We start from the raw sequence: 14,206 nt of genomic DNA on the forward strand, positions 1-14,206 counted from the left end.
TTTTCTCCTTATTTCTCAATTGTTAAATCATAGATTGCTACTACTTCATTCTCGGATATTTCCCCAGTTTCTTTAAATCCATAACTGAGGTAACAGTATCTTGCATGTTCATTTTCTGGTTCATAAGACAACCAAAGTTTATTGCTTAAACCTGCTGGCGCTGTCCGAACATAGTCTAGTACTTTATTCATAATTGGTTTAAAATATCCTTGATTTTGAAAATTCTTATCAATCATAAAACGAAATAGTAAATAATTTCCACTACTAATTCCGATCTTTTTATCATAAGCTATCATCACAAAACCTATAATTGCATCATTATCATAAACTGCCAATGGAGCTACAAAATCTCCATTTTTAGTGTAGACGTATGCTTCAGCTAAACTAATTGCGTTGGTTGCAATGAATTGTTTTTGATATTCCTTGACATCCAAATTCAAAACATCAAAATAATTTTCCATTGTAACATCTCTTAGTTCAATTGTCATAGTTTTGCTCCTTGTTAGAGGTTATCATTGGCGCAAAATAATGTTTACGGCAAACTGAGATATAGGTTTCATTACCACCGATCTGAATCTGCTCACCATCGTAAACGGGCAGTCCATCCTGTGTTCGCAAAACCATAGTCGCCTTTTTCTTACAATACTGACAGATGGTCTTGATTTCTTCAATCTTGTCTGCTAAGAGCAAGAGGTATTTTGAACCTTCGAACAACTCATTGCGAAAGTCATTCTTCAAACCAAAAGCCATGATGGGTATATCTAACTCATCAACAACACGAGCTAGGTCATAAACATGATGACGCTTGAGAAACTGGGCTTCATCAACCAACACACAGTAAGGTTTTTCTGGTAAATCTCGGATATAACCGAAGATATCAGTTGTTTCCTCAATCGCAATGGCAGGGCGTTTCATACCGATTCGACTCGACACATAGCCAACACCGTCACGCGTATCAAGAGCTGAGGTCATAATCACAACACCTTTTCCTTGCTCCTCATAGTTATAGGCTACTTTAAGAATCTCGATTGTCTTACCAGAGTTCATGGTCCCATAACGATAATACAACTGTGCCATGTTTCTTGCTTCACGTCCATTTCTAAATTTTTGCTACATTCTAGTATATCATAATTTTCTTAAGCTTTAAACGGCAAAATGTGGTAAAATAGAAGAAATCAAAAACTAGTGGAGGAAGCCATTATGCCATTTGTACGCATCGATTTATTTGAAGGACGCACGCTCGAGCAAAAGAAAGCTCTTGCTAAGGAAGTAACGGAAGCTGTTGTCCGTAACACTGGAGCACCTCAATCTGCTGTCCATGTCATCATCAATGACATGCCAGAAGGAACCTACTTCCCACAAGGGGAAATGCGCACCAAATAAGCTAGCTTAAGCAGAATTGCTTAGGCTTTTTCAATCTCCAAGTAACATCCATTGAAGAAATAGTTCAAATTTGTTACAATTTGAAAAGAGACTTGGAAAAATTTCCAAGAAAAGAGCTATTTATTAAAGGAAACATTATGATTACACGTGAATTTGATACCATCGCTGCTATCTCTACTCCACTAGGTGAAGGGGCTATCGGTATTGTCCGCCTGAGCGGAACAGAAAGTTTTGCTATTGCGCAAAAGATTTTCAAAGGAAAAGACTTGAGCCAGGTTGCCAGCCACACTCTCAACTACGGTCACATTGTTGATCCGCTGACTGATAAAGTCATGGACGAAGTTATGGTTGGGGCTATGAAATCTCCAAAAACCTTCACTCGTGAGGATATTATCGAGATCAACACCCACGGTGGAATTGCGGTGACCAATGAAATTCTCCAACTTGCTATCCGTGAAGGAGCTCGGTTGGCTGAGCCTGGTGAATTTACCAAACGTGCCTTCCTAAATGGACGTGTTGACTTGACTCAGGCTGAAGCAGTCATGGACATCATCCGTGCTAAGACTGACAAGGCCATGAACATTGCGGTCAAACAATTGGATGGTTCCCTTTCTGACCTCATTAATAATACACGCCAAGAAATCCTTAATACACTTGCCCAAGTTGAGGTCAATATCGACTATCCTGAGTATGACGATGTTGAGGAAGCCACTACTGCTGTTGTCCGAGAAAAGACAATGGAGTTTGAGCAATTACTAACTAATCTCCTTAGGACAGCCCGTCGAGGTAAAATTCTTCGTGAAGGAATTTCGACAGCAATCATCGGCCGTCCCAACGTTGGAAAATCAAGCCTTCTCAACAATCTCTTGCGTGAGGACAAGGCTATCGTGACTGATATCGCTGGTACGACACGTGATGTCATCGAAGAGTACGTCAACATCAACGGTGTCCCTCTAAAATTGATTGACACAGCAGGTATTCGTGAAACAGATGATATCGTTGAACAAATCGGTGTTGAGCGTTCGAAAAAAGCCCTTAAGGAAGCTGACTTGGTTCTACTAGTGCTAAATGCCAGTGAACCACTAACCGCCCAAGACCGCCAACTCCTAGAAATTAGTCAGGAGACTAATCGCATTATTCTACTTAATAAAACAGACCTACCTGAGGCCATCGAAACCGAGGAACTTCCAGAAGATGTCATCCGTATTTCAGTCCTTAAAAATCAAAACATTGATAAGATTGAAGAATGCATCAACAACCTCTTCTTTGAAAATGCTGGTTTGGTTGAGCAAGACGCAACCTACTTGTCAAATGCCCGTCATATTTCCTTGATTGAGAAGGCTGTTGAAAGCCTACAGGCTGTTAATGAAGGGCTGGAACTAGGTATGCCAGTTGACTTGCTTCAAGTTGACTTGACTCGTACTTGGGAAATCCTCGGAGAAATCACTGGGGATGCTGCTCCTGATGAGCTCATCACTCAACTTTTTAGCCAATTCTGTTTAGGAAAATAAGAAATCCATGATCGTTCATTCGGTCATGGATTTTCTAATCTTTCTTAGTAATCTGGTCTTAGGACACCTGTTACAGTTGCCTTAGTTGCTTCGTAGTCGCCATCAACGACGACTTTGATAATGCGTTTGGCATCTTCTTCTGGTGCTGGAACTAGAGGTAAGCGTGTTGGGCCAGCTTCAAATCCCATATAGTTAAGAACAGCTTTAACTGGAGCAGGACTTGGATAAGAGAAGAGGGCATTAACCTTAGGAATGAATTTACGCTGAATTGCTGCGGCTTTCTTCATATCGCTTTCTGCAATGGCAGTAAACATCTCGTGCATTTCATCCCCATTTGTATGAGAGGCAACAGAAATAACCCCATCCGCACCAAGGTTCATGGCATGGAAAGCATCTCCATCCTCACCTGTATAAATCAAGAATTCTTCAGGTTTGTGCTCAATCAAGTAAGCCATATTAGCCAAGCTAGTACATTCTTTGACACCGATAATATTTGGATGGTCAGCCAAGCGAAGCATAGTTTCTGGAGTTAATTCGACAACCACACGACCTGGAATGTTATAGATAATAATTGGTAGGTCAGAAGCATCTGCAATCGCCTTAAAATGCTGATACATTCCTTCTTGAGAAGGTTTGTTGTAGTAAGGAACAATAGCAAGCCCAGCTGCGAAACCACCAAATTCTGCTACTTCTTTGACAAACTCGATAGAGTCACGCGTATCATTGGTACCCACACCCGCAATCAAAGGCACACGTCCATTGACAATCTTTTGTACAGCCGCAAACAGTTCCAACTCTTCATCGTGGGTCAAGGTTGGACTCTCAGCAGTGGTCCCTGCAAGGAGAATTCCGTCTGTATGATGCGCCAACAAATGCTCAATCAAGGCTGGAATGGCATCAAAATTGATGGAACCATCCTCATGGAAGGGGGTAATAAAGGCTGTGATGATTTTACACTCTTTTAAATCTTTATAAGACATGAGAAACACCTCTCTATTTCAAAGAAGGAGTTCATCTGAACTCCTAAACGATATGACTATTTTAATTCAAATTTCAATTCGGCCGTTGGACGAACCAAGCCACGTTCATGAAGAGTTTCTGCAATCTGAACTGAGTTCCAAGCAGCACCTTTGAGCAGGTTATCTGAAACAACCCACATGTGAATTCCTTTTTCTGCATCCAAGTCTTTACGGATACGACCAACAAAGGTATCACGTGAACCCACTGCATTAATGGCTTGAGGATAGATTTGATGAGCCACATCATCTTCAAGGACAGCACCTGGGAAAGCTGCGATAGCTGCTTTTACTTCTTCGATTGGAGCCACTTCTTTTGTTTCGATGTAAACAGACTCAGAGTGAGCTGACAAGACTGGAATACGCACACACGTTGCAGATACTGCAATGCTATCATCTTCCATAATTTTCTTAGTTTCCTTAGTCATCTTCATCTCTTCGTAAGTGTAATCATTGTCAGTGAAGACATCGATTTGTGGAAGAGCATTGAAGGCGATAGGATAATGTTTCTTGTCTCCACCTGAAGGCAAGATTTCGGCATGCAAATCACGTGGGTTCACTCCATCATTCAATACTTCACGAAGTTCACGTTGTGTTTCAAGAATCGCACCCATACCAGCACCTGAAACGGCTTGGTAAGTTGAAACGATGATACGATCCAAGCCCCATTTTTGACGAACTGGCTCAAGCGCCACCATCATTTGGATTGTCGAACAGTTAGGGCAGGCAATGATTCCGTTGTGGGCATCAAGTGCATGAGCATTGACCTCTGGAACAACCAAAGGAACATCTGGATTTTGACGGAAGTAAGATGTATTATCTACTACTACCGCTCCAGCTTTCACTGCGTATGGTGCATATTTTGCTGATGTAGAACCACCTGCTGAAAAGAGAGCAATATCAACTCCTTCAAAAGCTGTTTCAGTCGTTTCTTCAATCGTAATATCTTGATCTTTAAATTTCAAAGTCTTGCCTGCTGAACGTGCAGAAGCAAGTAAACGAATTTTATCAATTGGAAGTGTTGATTCTTCCAACATTTTTATCATCTGAGCTCCGACAGCACCTGTCGCGCCGACTACAGCAACTGTATATCCCATAAATAACCTCTTTCGGAATTTTCTAAAAATTTCTATAATAGATGTATTATACTACTTTTTCCATGAATTGCAAAGCTTTTTCATCATTTTTTGGAAAATAAAAATCCCCAGTCGCTAGACTAGGGACTAAGAGGCATCTTCATGTGATGAGCAGGTTCACACAACTCATCAAGGTCCGCTCCTGCGTTATGACCTCCTTATGCTCAATAGTAGTCCGAAGACTACCTATCGACTCATCGCATCTACTATTCTACTAAAGAGAATGACTTTTGTCAACAGACGAAACTCTTTGATTTTATTTACACATGTGCATAAGAAACATCTTTGAAAAATTTGGGGCAGACATAACAAAAACCCTTGTAAATCAAGGGTTTTCCTGTCTATTATATGCTAATTGCCGGGATTGAACCGGCGACCTCATCCTTACCATGGATGCGCTCTGCCAACTGAGCTAAATCAGCTTACCTAAAAAGTATACTATAGTTAGAAAAACTTGTCAAGTTTCCTTAGAAATTTTCCATAAGAAAAAGCCAGGTAAGAGCTACCTAGCTTGTCTTCTTCTATTTGCTTAAATCAATTCGACGACCAATTTTACCAATAATAATTGCACCAATAATCAATGAGGCAAATTCACCAATTCCTGTTGTGAACCAAGTAAGGAAAAATGGTAATTGCGCTACGATATTCAACTCTGCAGCAATAGTAAACATGGAAATTGAAAAGAGGATTGAAAAGAAGAAATGATCTTTTCGAATTAATCCATTAAAGAGGTAATCTTTGCTGTATTTTGCAAAAAGCCAAACACCTAGACTGAGGAATACCAAGGTTGAACCACCACCAACAAAGACATCTAGCAGTCCGAAGCTAAAGAAATTAGCAATCATACAACCGATGGTAACTCCGATGATGTACTTAGGATTGTAAAAAGCCATAAAGTTCATCATTTCTGAAATACGGAACTGATAAGCACCATAGCTAATGGCATTTAGAGGTGGTGTGACAGTTAAAACGACATAGATAGCAGCAACAATTGCAATATCTGCTACATCACGAATAGTTAATTTTTTCATCTTTTCTCCTTTAGCGGTTGCCCGCGTGTAATATGCTTGGTGAAAGAAGCTAAGCACCAAGGGTTGATTCAATCAACCTTACTAGTATAGCACAATAACTTGCTTTATGCTATACTAAAAGTATGAAAAAACGCATTCAAAGTCTCTTCGAGAATGAGCTCTTAGCCTATCTCTTTTTTGGTATAGCAACTACTCTTGTCTCCATTCTATCCCGATTAGTCATTTATCGATTAACCCATAAAGAACTGCTTGCTACTGGACTAGCAAATAGTATCGGTATCCTATTTGCATTTATTACAAATGATAGGCTTGTCTTTAAGCAAGCTAGAGAGAATTGGCCAAGCCGTTTAGTAAAATTTACTATAGCACGTCTTTCTACTTTTCTTTTAGACTTGTTTTTAACTTTTATCTTTGTAACTCAGTTTCCTAATATTATCGGGCAATTTGTAAATAATAATATAGACAAGGTTAATAGTATTGAAACCGTTATTTCACAATTCTTGATAATTATCCTCAATTATATTTTTAGTAAGGTATTTATTTTTAAAAAATAAGAAAAAATTAAGCATATTGCTTGCAAGAACTTCTTAATTAATATATAATCAAGAGTAAAAATTTTGGAAAGGAATTATGAAAATGTTAAAAGATCTTAAAGCATTTTTGCTTCGTGGTAATGTTGTTGACCTTGCTGTCGGTGTGATTATTGCTTCTGCTTTTGGTGCAATCGTTACTTCATTTGTAAATGATATCATCACTCCTCTACTATTGAACCCAGCCTTAGAAGCTGCGAAAGTACAAAACATCGCTGAGCTTGCATGGAATGGTGTTACATATGGTAAATTCTTGAGTGCTATTATCAACTTCCTTGTTGTAGGTACTGTTCTCTTCTTCGTTATTAAAGCTATGGAAAAAGCCCAAAGCCTTACTAAGAAAGAAGAAACTGTTGAAGAAGCTCCAGCTGGACCAACTGAATTGGAAGTACTTCAAGAAATCAAAGCCCTTCTTGAGAAAAAATAATCGATTAAAAGGATCTAGCGCAAAGCTAAATCCTTTTTCTTTACTCTTTTGGTAACTTACCTGCTTTCTCAAGCATTTTCTTAATAAGATAAGGCATTTTAACATTTTCACGACCTTTTTTCTCAATCAGTTTTTTCACAAATTCCGGCATTTGTAAATCTTCAGATTCAGCCAAAATGTTTTTAGTCTCATCTGAAGGAACTAACTCATCAAAGGTTTCTTCTTCTGGGAGAAATTCCTTAAATTCTTGATTTTCATTGGCTCTGACTGTATTGACCAAGGCATCAATCAAACGAGAATCTGTATTTGGCATTGGTGGACGATGATAGTTCACCCCCAATTCCTGACACAAGTCATAACATTCCACATCGTTGTCAAACAAGACTTCAATATGCTCGCTGATGAAGCTGATAGGAACAAAAATATAATGGTCTGGATGTTCTTTCTGTTCTCTAAGATACTCCAAGACATCTGGCTTAATCCATGGAATCCCGATATCACTCTCACTTTGCCAGGTATTTGTATATTGCTCGGAACTCAAACCTAGTTTTTCAGCAACTAACTTGCTATTTTCAAAAATTTGGTCGATATAAGGATCACCAAAATCTAAGGCAAAAATGGGCACACTATGGGCTGAAAAGATGACTTTAAATCTATCCTGCTTTACTTCTTCTTTTAAAATCTTAGCAATTTCATCTGCCCAATATTTTAATAGCGCTTTTTCTTGATACCAGTCCTTAATGACTAAAAATTTAATTTGTTTGCTTTCTAAAAATTTTTCATAGCCCATGACAGAGTAGAAAGAATAATGGGGCTCCAAAATCAAGCAAATACACTGCTCGATTCCGTCTGCTTCCATCTGACCAATCACATCTGGAATAAAGGGTTTGGAAAACTTATTAGCAAAATAAACACTATACTCATTCCCCAGCCTAGCTTCTACCAAGGCAACCTCTTCTCGGGTAATTTTTTGCAGAGGCGTGCCGCCAATTCGTACATAATTATCATAGAGAGTCTGAATTTCGTGGTCTTGAGGTCTCACTCCACGACGAATATTTGTGAAAAAATCAGCCACACCTTCAAAGGTAATCTCTTCTGGCGAACCGAAAGTCATCATTAAAATTGCTTTTTTCATAATCGCTTCCTTGTGATATTTTTATCAGGTTTATTTTATCATTAATTCGTTGATAAGTAAACGCCAACATAGCGAATTTCCCTAACTTCAGTCTTTTGTTTTTCTCTCTTTTCTATGATACAATGGAAAAAATGAATTCAAAAGGAGTTTTTTATGACTTACCCCAATCTCTTGGACCGCTTCTTAACCTACGTTAAGGTCAACACACGCTCTGATGAACACTCTACTACTACTCCAAGTACACAGAGTCAGGTTGACTTCGCAACCAATGTCCTGATCCCTGAAATGAAACGTGTTGGATTACAAAATGTTTATTATCTACCAAATGGTTTTGCAATTGGGACCTTACCAGCCAATGATCCATCTTTAACACGTAAGATTGGCTTCATCTCCCACATGGATACTGCTGACTTTAATGCCGAAGGAGTCAATCCACAGGTAATTGACAACTACGATGGGGGCGTGATTGAACTAGGAAATTCTGGTTTTAAACTAGACCCAGCCGACTTCAAGAGTCTTGAGAAATATCCAGGACAAACGCTCATCACAACCGATGGAACAACCTTGCTAGGAGCTGATGACAAGTCAGGAATTGCTGAGATTATGACTGCCATTGAATATCTGACTGCTCACCCTGAAATCAAGCACTGTGAGATTCGTGTTGGCTTTGGTCCAGATGAAGAAATCGGTGTTGGTGCTAATAAATTTGATGCAGAAGATTTTGATGTTGATTTTGCCTACACAGTTGATGGAGGACCACTAGGTGAACTTCAATACGAGACCTTTTCAGCAGCTGGTGCTGAATTGCATTTCCAAGGACGCAATGTCCACCCTGGTACTGCCAAAGGTCAGATGGTCAACGCCCTTCAGCTAGCAATTGATTTTCACAATCAACTTCCAAAAAATGACCGACCTGAGTTAACAGAAGGTTACCAAGGTTTCTATCATCTTATGGATGTGACAGGTAGTGTTGAGGAGGCGCGTGCAAGCTACATCATTCGTGATTTTGAAAAAGATACCTTTGAAGCGCGTAAAGCAGCCATGCAGTCTATCGCTGATAAAATGAATCAAGAACTTGGTAGCGACCGTGTCACACTAAACTTGACAGACCAGTACTACAATATGAAAGAAGTCATTGAAAAAGATATGACTCCAATTACCATTGCTAAGGCCGTTATGGAAGATTTAGGTATCACGCCTATTATTGAACCAATTCGCGGCGGGACAGACGGCTCTAAGATTTCCTTTATGGGAATCCCAACCCCTAATATCTTTGCTGGTGGCGAGAATATGCACGGTCGTTTTGAATACGTCAGCCTTCAGACTATGGAACGTGCAGTTGATACCATCATTGGTATCGTGGCTTATAAAGACTAAAAAGACGAGGTAGCTTAGCTACTTCGCCTTTCTTTTTATTCTGCTGGTTTTTCTTGATTTCCAGTACTTATTGTAGATTCTGTTGTTTCCTTTTCTGAAGCTGGTTCAGCAGGTTTAGAATCTGTTGTATTGCTTGGTTTGCTTTCGTCGCTAGCAGTTTCACTGTTAGATTCAGATGCTACTGGTGCTTCGGTTGCTGTACTTGCAATTGGTTGATTCTCTGCACTTGTGCTATCAGCATTCGATTCAGGTTTTGTTGCTGGACTTGCTTCTTCACTCGTGCTTGATTTTGACTTGATTTCTTGATTCAAGACCAGAATAGCTTTTGTCAATTCAAGTAAAGCAGCTTTATCTTTACTCTTAGCAGAAAGTTGATCTAGTAATGCATCCACTTTATCAAAGTCTGCATCAGAACCCTTGTTGTTTTCTAAATAAGCATGAAGCGACATGAGAATATCGTAGAGTTTCTGATAGAGAATAAGTGTCTGAGGATCTTGCTCAGCATTTTCTTTCTCTTGTTGAAGAGCGCTAGCGATACGAGTCAAGACATCTTTTACCTGACTATTTACTTCATCCAAGTCTGCATCAGGCTTGTTTGTAGCAGCTTTGAGATTTTCTACTTCTTCTGCCAAGGATTGTCTGATTCCTTCTTCTTGGATTTGTTCCAAGAGTTGATTTGCCTTGCTCAAGCGGCTTTCTACTTCTTCCTTGCTAACATGATTGACATGTTCTTCAGGCATAAAGTCTCCGTACAATTCTTTCAAGAAGCCATAAATAGCTGTCTTGGCACTTTGATTATCAACTTTTTCAGTATCTAGAACTGTCTGAGTCGATTTAGCAGTAGTTGGTTGAGCTTTCAAAGCTTCTTCCACTTCTTGTTTTGCCTGATAGATGTTTGGGAATAATTTGTTCAATTCTGCTGCCTTAAGGAAGGATTGAGATTGATACAAGGTCCAAGTCAACTGAGCCACTTTGTTTCGAAGTTCATCACTCAAACGACCGTCATTTACGTGTTCGTAGAAATACTTGATGTATTCTACAGTTGTTACACCTGTTCGATCATTAAAGTCTTGCAAGGCTTGAAGTTGTGATTCAACCGCTGCTAAAGCAGCCTCGTCTTTAGCCAACTTAGCTTCCTGGAGTCGAACGAGAAGGTCTTTCTTAGGAAGCCCATAAGAGTCTGTATCCAAGGTATTGATTTTATCAATCAAGGATTGGTATTTCTTATCTAGAGCGCTTGTTTCAACAGGTTTGACACTTTCATCAATATGGATATATTGCTTATCAAAGAGATCAAGTGTCGCAAGATAACCTGCTGTAGAGTTAGTTGCCAGTTTCTTTATGTTTTCAGTAAACTGACCTAAGGCTAACTCAATCTGTCTTTGTTCGATAGGCTTGTCTTTGTAGATGCTTCTACTATCAGCTAGAAGTTGATCTACTTTTGCTAAAACTACTTTTTCATCAAAAACTCCAGGTTGATAATTAGATTGTAGGGCTGGAATCTTGTTTTTCAAAGCCACTTCATATCCCTTAGTTTGAACCTTGATGTAGTGATTATGGTCGCCATGAGGAATCACAAAACTACCATTTTCTACCTGTAAACTATAAGGAGACACACCATCTCGCAAAGCAGTGGTATAGAGTTCATTTAAGAAATCAAGTTCTGGATTCCCAGTTTGAAGAGGAATCCGAACGTGTTCCTTACGAACAGCATAGGGATGGATATGAGTTGGATCGTAGGCTTGGTCTGGATTTCCAAAGACAAAGAAGCCGTTTGAAATTCTAATCGCTTCAAGTGGAACACCGTAGGTCTTAGAAATATAAGCAATCTTTTCTTCATCACTAGCATCTCTTGAGAAAGACTCTACCGTTTTAGCAAGAGGTTTTACAGGTTCTACATCATGATGTGTTTTCAAATGGTTTTGTGCAGCCTTAATTTGGTCTGCTGTCAAGTCTTTCTTGAAAAAGTAATGATTATGGTCGCCGTGACTCATGACAAAACCTTGCTCATCCTCACTGATGACACGATCGGCATCAAAACCGTGATCATGGTCTTCATCATGATGGTGTCCATGATGATCTTCATCGTGATCGTCATCATGAGCTGGATTTGGTGTTGCTGTATTTGCCTCTTTCAAGTGGTCTTGCGCTGCCTTGATTTGATCAGCAGTCAAATCCTTCTTGAAGAAGTAATGATTATGGTCACCATGACTCATGACAAAGCCTTGTTCATCCTCACTGATGACACGATTAGCGTCAAAACCGTGATCATGGTCTTCATCATGATGGTGTCCATGTCCATCTCCATCATGTCCATGCTCTTCATGCTTAGGGTCCTGACTTCCATGGTCACCATCTTGCTCATGATGATGATTTTGCTGAGTAGGTTTTTCTGCTGGTTTGCTTGGATTCTCCAATGGTGTTGGTTTCACACTGTCACTAGCTAGAGGAATCATTCTCGCAATCTTTTCTTCTAATGTAGAAAGCTTTGTATAGGGGATGAAATGATAGTGGTTTCCGTGAGGAATCGCTACACCACTCGATGTCCTGCTTAAAATCTTAGCAGGGTCAAAAATCAAACCATCCGATTCAGCATATCGTTGAGTACTTGGAAGAGCATAGAGCTGCTGTAATAGACTTTGAAGACTATCGGATTTATTACTTGATATTTCAGCCTGTTGAATAGGCTTGGTAGTTTGACCAGTCCCATTTGTACTTGGACGATAGTCAGTCACACTAGGCTGATTTCTAATTCCAGAGAGGTAAGCTTGAGCTGCAGCCAATTCACTAGCAGACAAGGAACTCTTTGGAATGTAGTGGTAATGTCCACCGTGAGGGACGATATAAGCATCCCCAGTATCCTCTATAATATCAGATGCATTAAAGATGTAGCCATCATCAGTAGTATAGCGACCTTGAGATTGAGCAAGCGCCACTGCACTATTAGATGTTGGGGCATCGTGAGTATGACCTTGTTTTTGGCGTTCAATTTCGTCCTTCGAACGAACGTTATCCGCATGTGCCACATCCTTAAGGTAAACATAATACTTACCATCCACCTTGATAATGTAACCACCTTTGACTTCGTTGACAATATCAGCGTCTTTAAGTTGATAATTGGCATCTTTCATCAAAAGTTCTTCACTGAAAATCGCATCAAAAGGAACTTTCCCATTATAATAATGGAAATGATCACCGTGTGAAGTCACATAACCTTGATCGGTGATTTTCACAACAATTTGTTCAGCCTGGATATCTTCTTTTTTGCTGACTTGCTCTGGTGTTTGTGTCTCTGTTTTTGGAGTGTCTTGTTTCCCATCGACATAAGATACACGATTCGTATCTTTGTTCTCTCCTGTCTGATGTTGATTCAATGCATAAATACAAAGACTTAAAGAAAGGACAACAGCTGCACCAGCAGCAAGTTTCTTCTTATTGATTTTCATTCTTTCCTCATTTCAATTCTTCTGCTAAAACACTCATATTTTCTTCAAGATTTTCGAGATAAGTCTTGTCATTTTGTGGGTCTGCCTCTAAAGGATTCAGAGTTTTAAGCCCCACACCTGTTGATTTGACAAGAGTTTCAGCTACTTTTGAAGAAGCGTTACTTTCTGTAAAAATCGTCTTAACCTTATAGGTTTTAACAAATTCCTGAATTTCTGTTAGTTGTCTTGGACTTGGTTCTTGTTCAGGAGAGATACCTGCAATACCAAGTTGATTTAATCCAAATCTCTTAGCAAGATAAGAAAAGGCTGTATGTTGTGTTACAAAGGTTTTCTGACTCGCCTTTTCAAATTTAGGTTGGAATTTCTTAGTTAGTTCTTGAGCTTTTTTGATAAAGGCTTGCGCATTTTTCTGGTAAGTTTCTTTATGCTCACTATCCACCTCTGAAAGTTTATCAGCGATAATCTGAGCTTCTTCTCCAGCTTTTTCAGGATCTAGCCATGTGTGAGGATCATAAAGCGTTTTTTCATCAACTCCATCGCCTGCTTCCACATCTTCTAGCCCTGGGACTCGGTCTAAGGTCATTCCTTCAGAAGCCTCTAAAACCTTAACTTTGGATTTTTTAAGATTGGGGTCCAGACTTCCCGCCCAAGATTCAAGCGTATGCGAATGGTAAACAAAGACATCTGCATCATAGATGGCTGCGATATCATTTGCTGAAGGTTCAAAGGAGTGAATCCCACTACTTGACTGAATCATCCGAACATCATTCAAGTCACCAGATACTTCCTTGACCATAGCATAGACAGGATAAAAACTGGTTACAATTTTCATCCCTTTCCCAGTCTGACTTTCCTTTTGGCCACAAGCACCTAATACCAGAGCCAATACACTGCTCATCAATACTAAAATCGTCCTCTTTTTCACTATAACTCCTTAACTAGTGTTTAACCATTTAATTAACTAGTAAATAGTTTATCTTTATTTAGAAAATATGTCAAGAATTTTTACACAAATTCATAAAAAAGGGGTTCTATAATATTTGTAGTGGGTAAATCCCCTATGGATATTATGGAGCCTATTTTGTTGTAGAAAAAAAGTCCCATAAGATCTATAATGAAAAGCGACAAAACAACTCATTAGAAAGATTCATATG

General features: G+C 39.3%; 13 protein-coding genes, 1 tRNA gene and 1 riboswitch. Of the genes, 5 read left to right on the plus strand and 9 right to left on the minus strand.

Features of this window, described 5'->3' with window-relative positions:
• Nucleotides 1-8 precede the first annotated feature (8 nt).
• Together GEZ85_RS03590 and GEZ85_RS03595 are read right to left on the minus strand one after the other, a co-directional pair.
• Nucleotides 9-488: a GNAT family N-acetyltransferase gene (locus GEZ85_RS03590; protein WP_153209472.1), complete on the minus strand. Its 480-nt coding sequence runs from the start codon at nucleotides 486-488 to the stop codon at nucleotides 9-11.
• A complete protein-coding gene (locus tag GEZ85_RS03595) occupies nucleotides 478-1,077 on the minus strand; it encodes a thymidine kinase (RefSeq protein ID WP_153209470.1) in 600 nt (199 codons plus the stop codon). The genes GEZ85_RS03590 and GEZ85_RS03595 overlap by 11 nt, the downstream gene beginning before the upstream one ends.
• 123 nt (nucleotides 1,078-1,200) lie before the next feature.
• Here GEZ85_RS03595 and GEZ85_RS03600 point away from each other — a divergent pair, with 123 nt between their 5' ends.
• Nucleotides 1,201-1,383, plus strand: a complete 183-nt coding sequence (locus tag GEZ85_RS03600) for a 4-oxalocrotonate tautomerase (protein WP_001117401.1) — start codon at nucleotides 1,201-1,203, stop codon at nucleotides 1,381-1,383.
• A gap of 137 nt (nucleotides 1,384-1,520) precedes the next feature.
• Entirely contained in the window at nucleotides 1,521-2,894 is a 1,374-nt protein-coding gene (gene mnmE / locus GEZ85_RS03605; protein ID WP_153209468.1) for a tRNA uridine-5-carboxymethylaminomethyl(34) synthesis GTPase MnmE, read from the plus strand.
• Nucleotides 2,895-2,938: 44 nt separating this feature from the next.
• Here mnmE and dapA read toward each other — a convergent pair whose 3' ends face one another.
• From dapA to GEZ85_RS03625, 4 genes are all read right to left on the minus strand, one after another.
• Nucleotides 2,939-3,874, minus strand: a complete 936-nt coding sequence (gene dapA / locus GEZ85_RS03610; protein WP_004254315.1) for a 4-hydroxy-tetrahydrodipicolinate synthase — start codon at nucleotides 3,872-3,874, stop codon at nucleotides 2,939-2,941.
• A 56-nt stretch (nucleotides 3,875-3,930) separates the two neighbouring features.
• A complete protein-coding gene (locus GEZ85_RS03615; RefSeq protein ID WP_000542463.1) occupies nucleotides 3,931-5,007 on the minus strand; it encodes an aspartate-semialdehyde dehydrogenase in 1,077 nt (358 codons plus the stop codon).
• Nucleotides 5,008-5,395: 388 nt separating this feature from the next.
• Nucleotides 5,396-5,468 (minus strand) — tRNA-Thr (locus GEZ85_RS03620).
• Between the two features lie 99 nt (nucleotides 5,469-5,567).
• A complete protein-coding gene (locus tag GEZ85_RS03625; protein ID WP_000737072.1) occupies nucleotides 5,568-6,077 on the minus strand; it encodes a QueT transporter family protein in 510 nt (169 codons plus the stop codon).
• A riboswitch (PreQ1 riboswitch) is annotated at nucleotides 6,075-6,171 on the minus strand. It overlaps the preceding gene by 3 nt.
• A 28-nt stretch (nucleotides 6,172-6,199) precedes the next feature.
• Between GEZ85_RS03625 and GEZ85_RS03630 the strand changes: the two genes are divergently transcribed.
• Together GEZ85_RS03630 and mscL are read left to right on the plus strand one after the other, a co-directional pair.
• Entirely contained in the window at nucleotides 6,200-6,631 is a 432-nt protein-coding gene (locus GEZ85_RS03630) for a GtrA family protein (protein ID WP_153209465.1), read from the plus strand.
• Between the two features lie 82 nt (nucleotides 6,632-6,713).
• Entirely contained in the window at nucleotides 6,714-7,094 is a 381-nt protein-coding gene (mscL, locus tag GEZ85_RS03635) for a large conductance mechanosensitive channel protein MscL (RefSeq protein ID WP_000910199.1), read from the plus strand.
• 40 nt (nucleotides 7,095-7,134) lie between these two features.
• Here the strand turns inward: mscL and hemH are convergent, their stop codons facing one another.
• Nucleotides 7,135-8,229, minus strand: a complete 1,095-nt coding sequence (gene hemH / locus GEZ85_RS03640; RefSeq protein WP_153209463.1) for a ferrochelatase — start codon at nucleotides 8,227-8,229, stop codon at nucleotides 7,135-7,137.
• 153 nt (nucleotides 8,230-8,382) lie between these two features.
• Here hemH and pepT point away from each other — a divergent pair, with 153 nt between their 5' ends.
• On the plus strand, nucleotides 8,383-9,606 hold the full coding sequence (pepT, locus tag GEZ85_RS03645; protein WP_153209461.1) for a peptidase T: 1,224 nt from the start codon (nucleotides 8,383-8,385) through the stop codon (nucleotides 9,604-9,606).
• Between the two features lie 35 nt (nucleotides 9,607-9,641).
• On the opposite strand, the gene GEZ85_RS10530 is transcribed toward pepT, so the two are convergent.
• A complete protein-coding gene (locus GEZ85_RS10530) occupies nucleotides 9,642-13,052 on the minus strand; it encodes a pneumococcal-type histidine triad protein (protein WP_153209458.1) in 3,411 nt (1,136 codons plus the stop codon).
• A 7-nt stretch (nucleotides 13,053-13,059) separates the two neighbouring features.
• Complete coding sequence (gene adcAII / locus GEZ85_RS03655; RefSeq protein ID WP_153209507.1) at nucleotides 13,060-13,950, minus strand: zinc-binding lipoprotein AdcAII; 891 nt, start codon at nucleotides 13,948-13,950, stop codon at nucleotides 13,060-13,062.
• Nucleotides 13,951-14,206: the final 256 nt, after the last annotated feature.

Origin of the sequence: Streptococcus mitis (assembly GCF_009496205.1) — a bacterium.
In the GTDB taxonomy this organism is placed as follows: domain Bacteria; phylum Bacillota; class Bacilli; order Lactobacillales; family Streptococcaceae; genus Streptococcus; species Streptococcus mitis_BN.

Coding starts and splice junctions, on each gene's coding strand:
- GEZ85_RS10530 (WP_153209458.1), bottom strand. CDS start 13,052: ATGAAAATCAATAAGAAGAAACTTGCTGCTGGTGCAGCTGTTGTCCTT.
- GEZ85_RS03625 (WP_000737072.1), bottom strand. CDS start 6,077: ATGAAAAAATTAACTATTCGTGATGTAGCAGATATTGCAATTGTTGCT.
- pepT (WP_153209461.1), top strand. CDS start 8,383: ATGACTTACCCCAATCTCTTGGACCGCTTCTTAACCTACGTTAAGGTC.
- mnmE (WP_153209468.1), top strand. CDS start 1,521: ATGATTACACGTGAATTTGATACCATCGCTGCTATCTCTACTCCACTA.
- GEZ85_RS03595 (WP_153209470.1), bottom strand. CDS start 1,077: ATGGCACAGTTGTATTATCGTTATGGGACCATGAACTCTGGTAAGACA.
- adcAII (WP_153209507.1), bottom strand. CDS start 13,950: ATGAGCAGTGTATTGGCTCTGGTATTAGGTGCTTGTGGCCAAAAGGAA.
- GEZ85_RS03630 (WP_153209465.1), top strand. CDS start 6,200: ATGAAAAAACGCATTCAAAGTCTCTTCGAGAATGAGCTCTTAGCCTAT.
- GEZ85_RS03615 (WP_000542463.1), bottom strand. CDS start 5,007: ATGGGATATACAGTTGCTGTAGTCGGCGCGACAGGTGCTGTCGGAGCT.
- GEZ85_RS03590 (WP_153209472.1), bottom strand. CDS start 488: ATGACAATTGAACTAAGAGATGTTACAATGGAAAATTATTTTGATGTT.
- dapA (WP_004254315.1), bottom strand. CDS start 3,874: ATGTCTTATAAAGATTTAAAAGAGTGTAAAATCATCACAGCCTTTATT.
- GEZ85_RS03600 (WP_001117401.1), top strand. CDS start 1,201: ATGCCATTTGTACGCATCGATTTATTTGAAGGACGCACGCTCGAGCAA.
- hemH (WP_153209463.1), bottom strand. CDS start 8,229: ATGAAAAAAGCAATTTTAATGATGACTTTCGGTTCGCCAGAAGAGATT.
- mscL (WP_000910199.1), top strand. CDS start 6,714: ATGTTAAAAGATCTTAAAGCATTTTTGCTTCGTGGTAATGTTGTTGAC.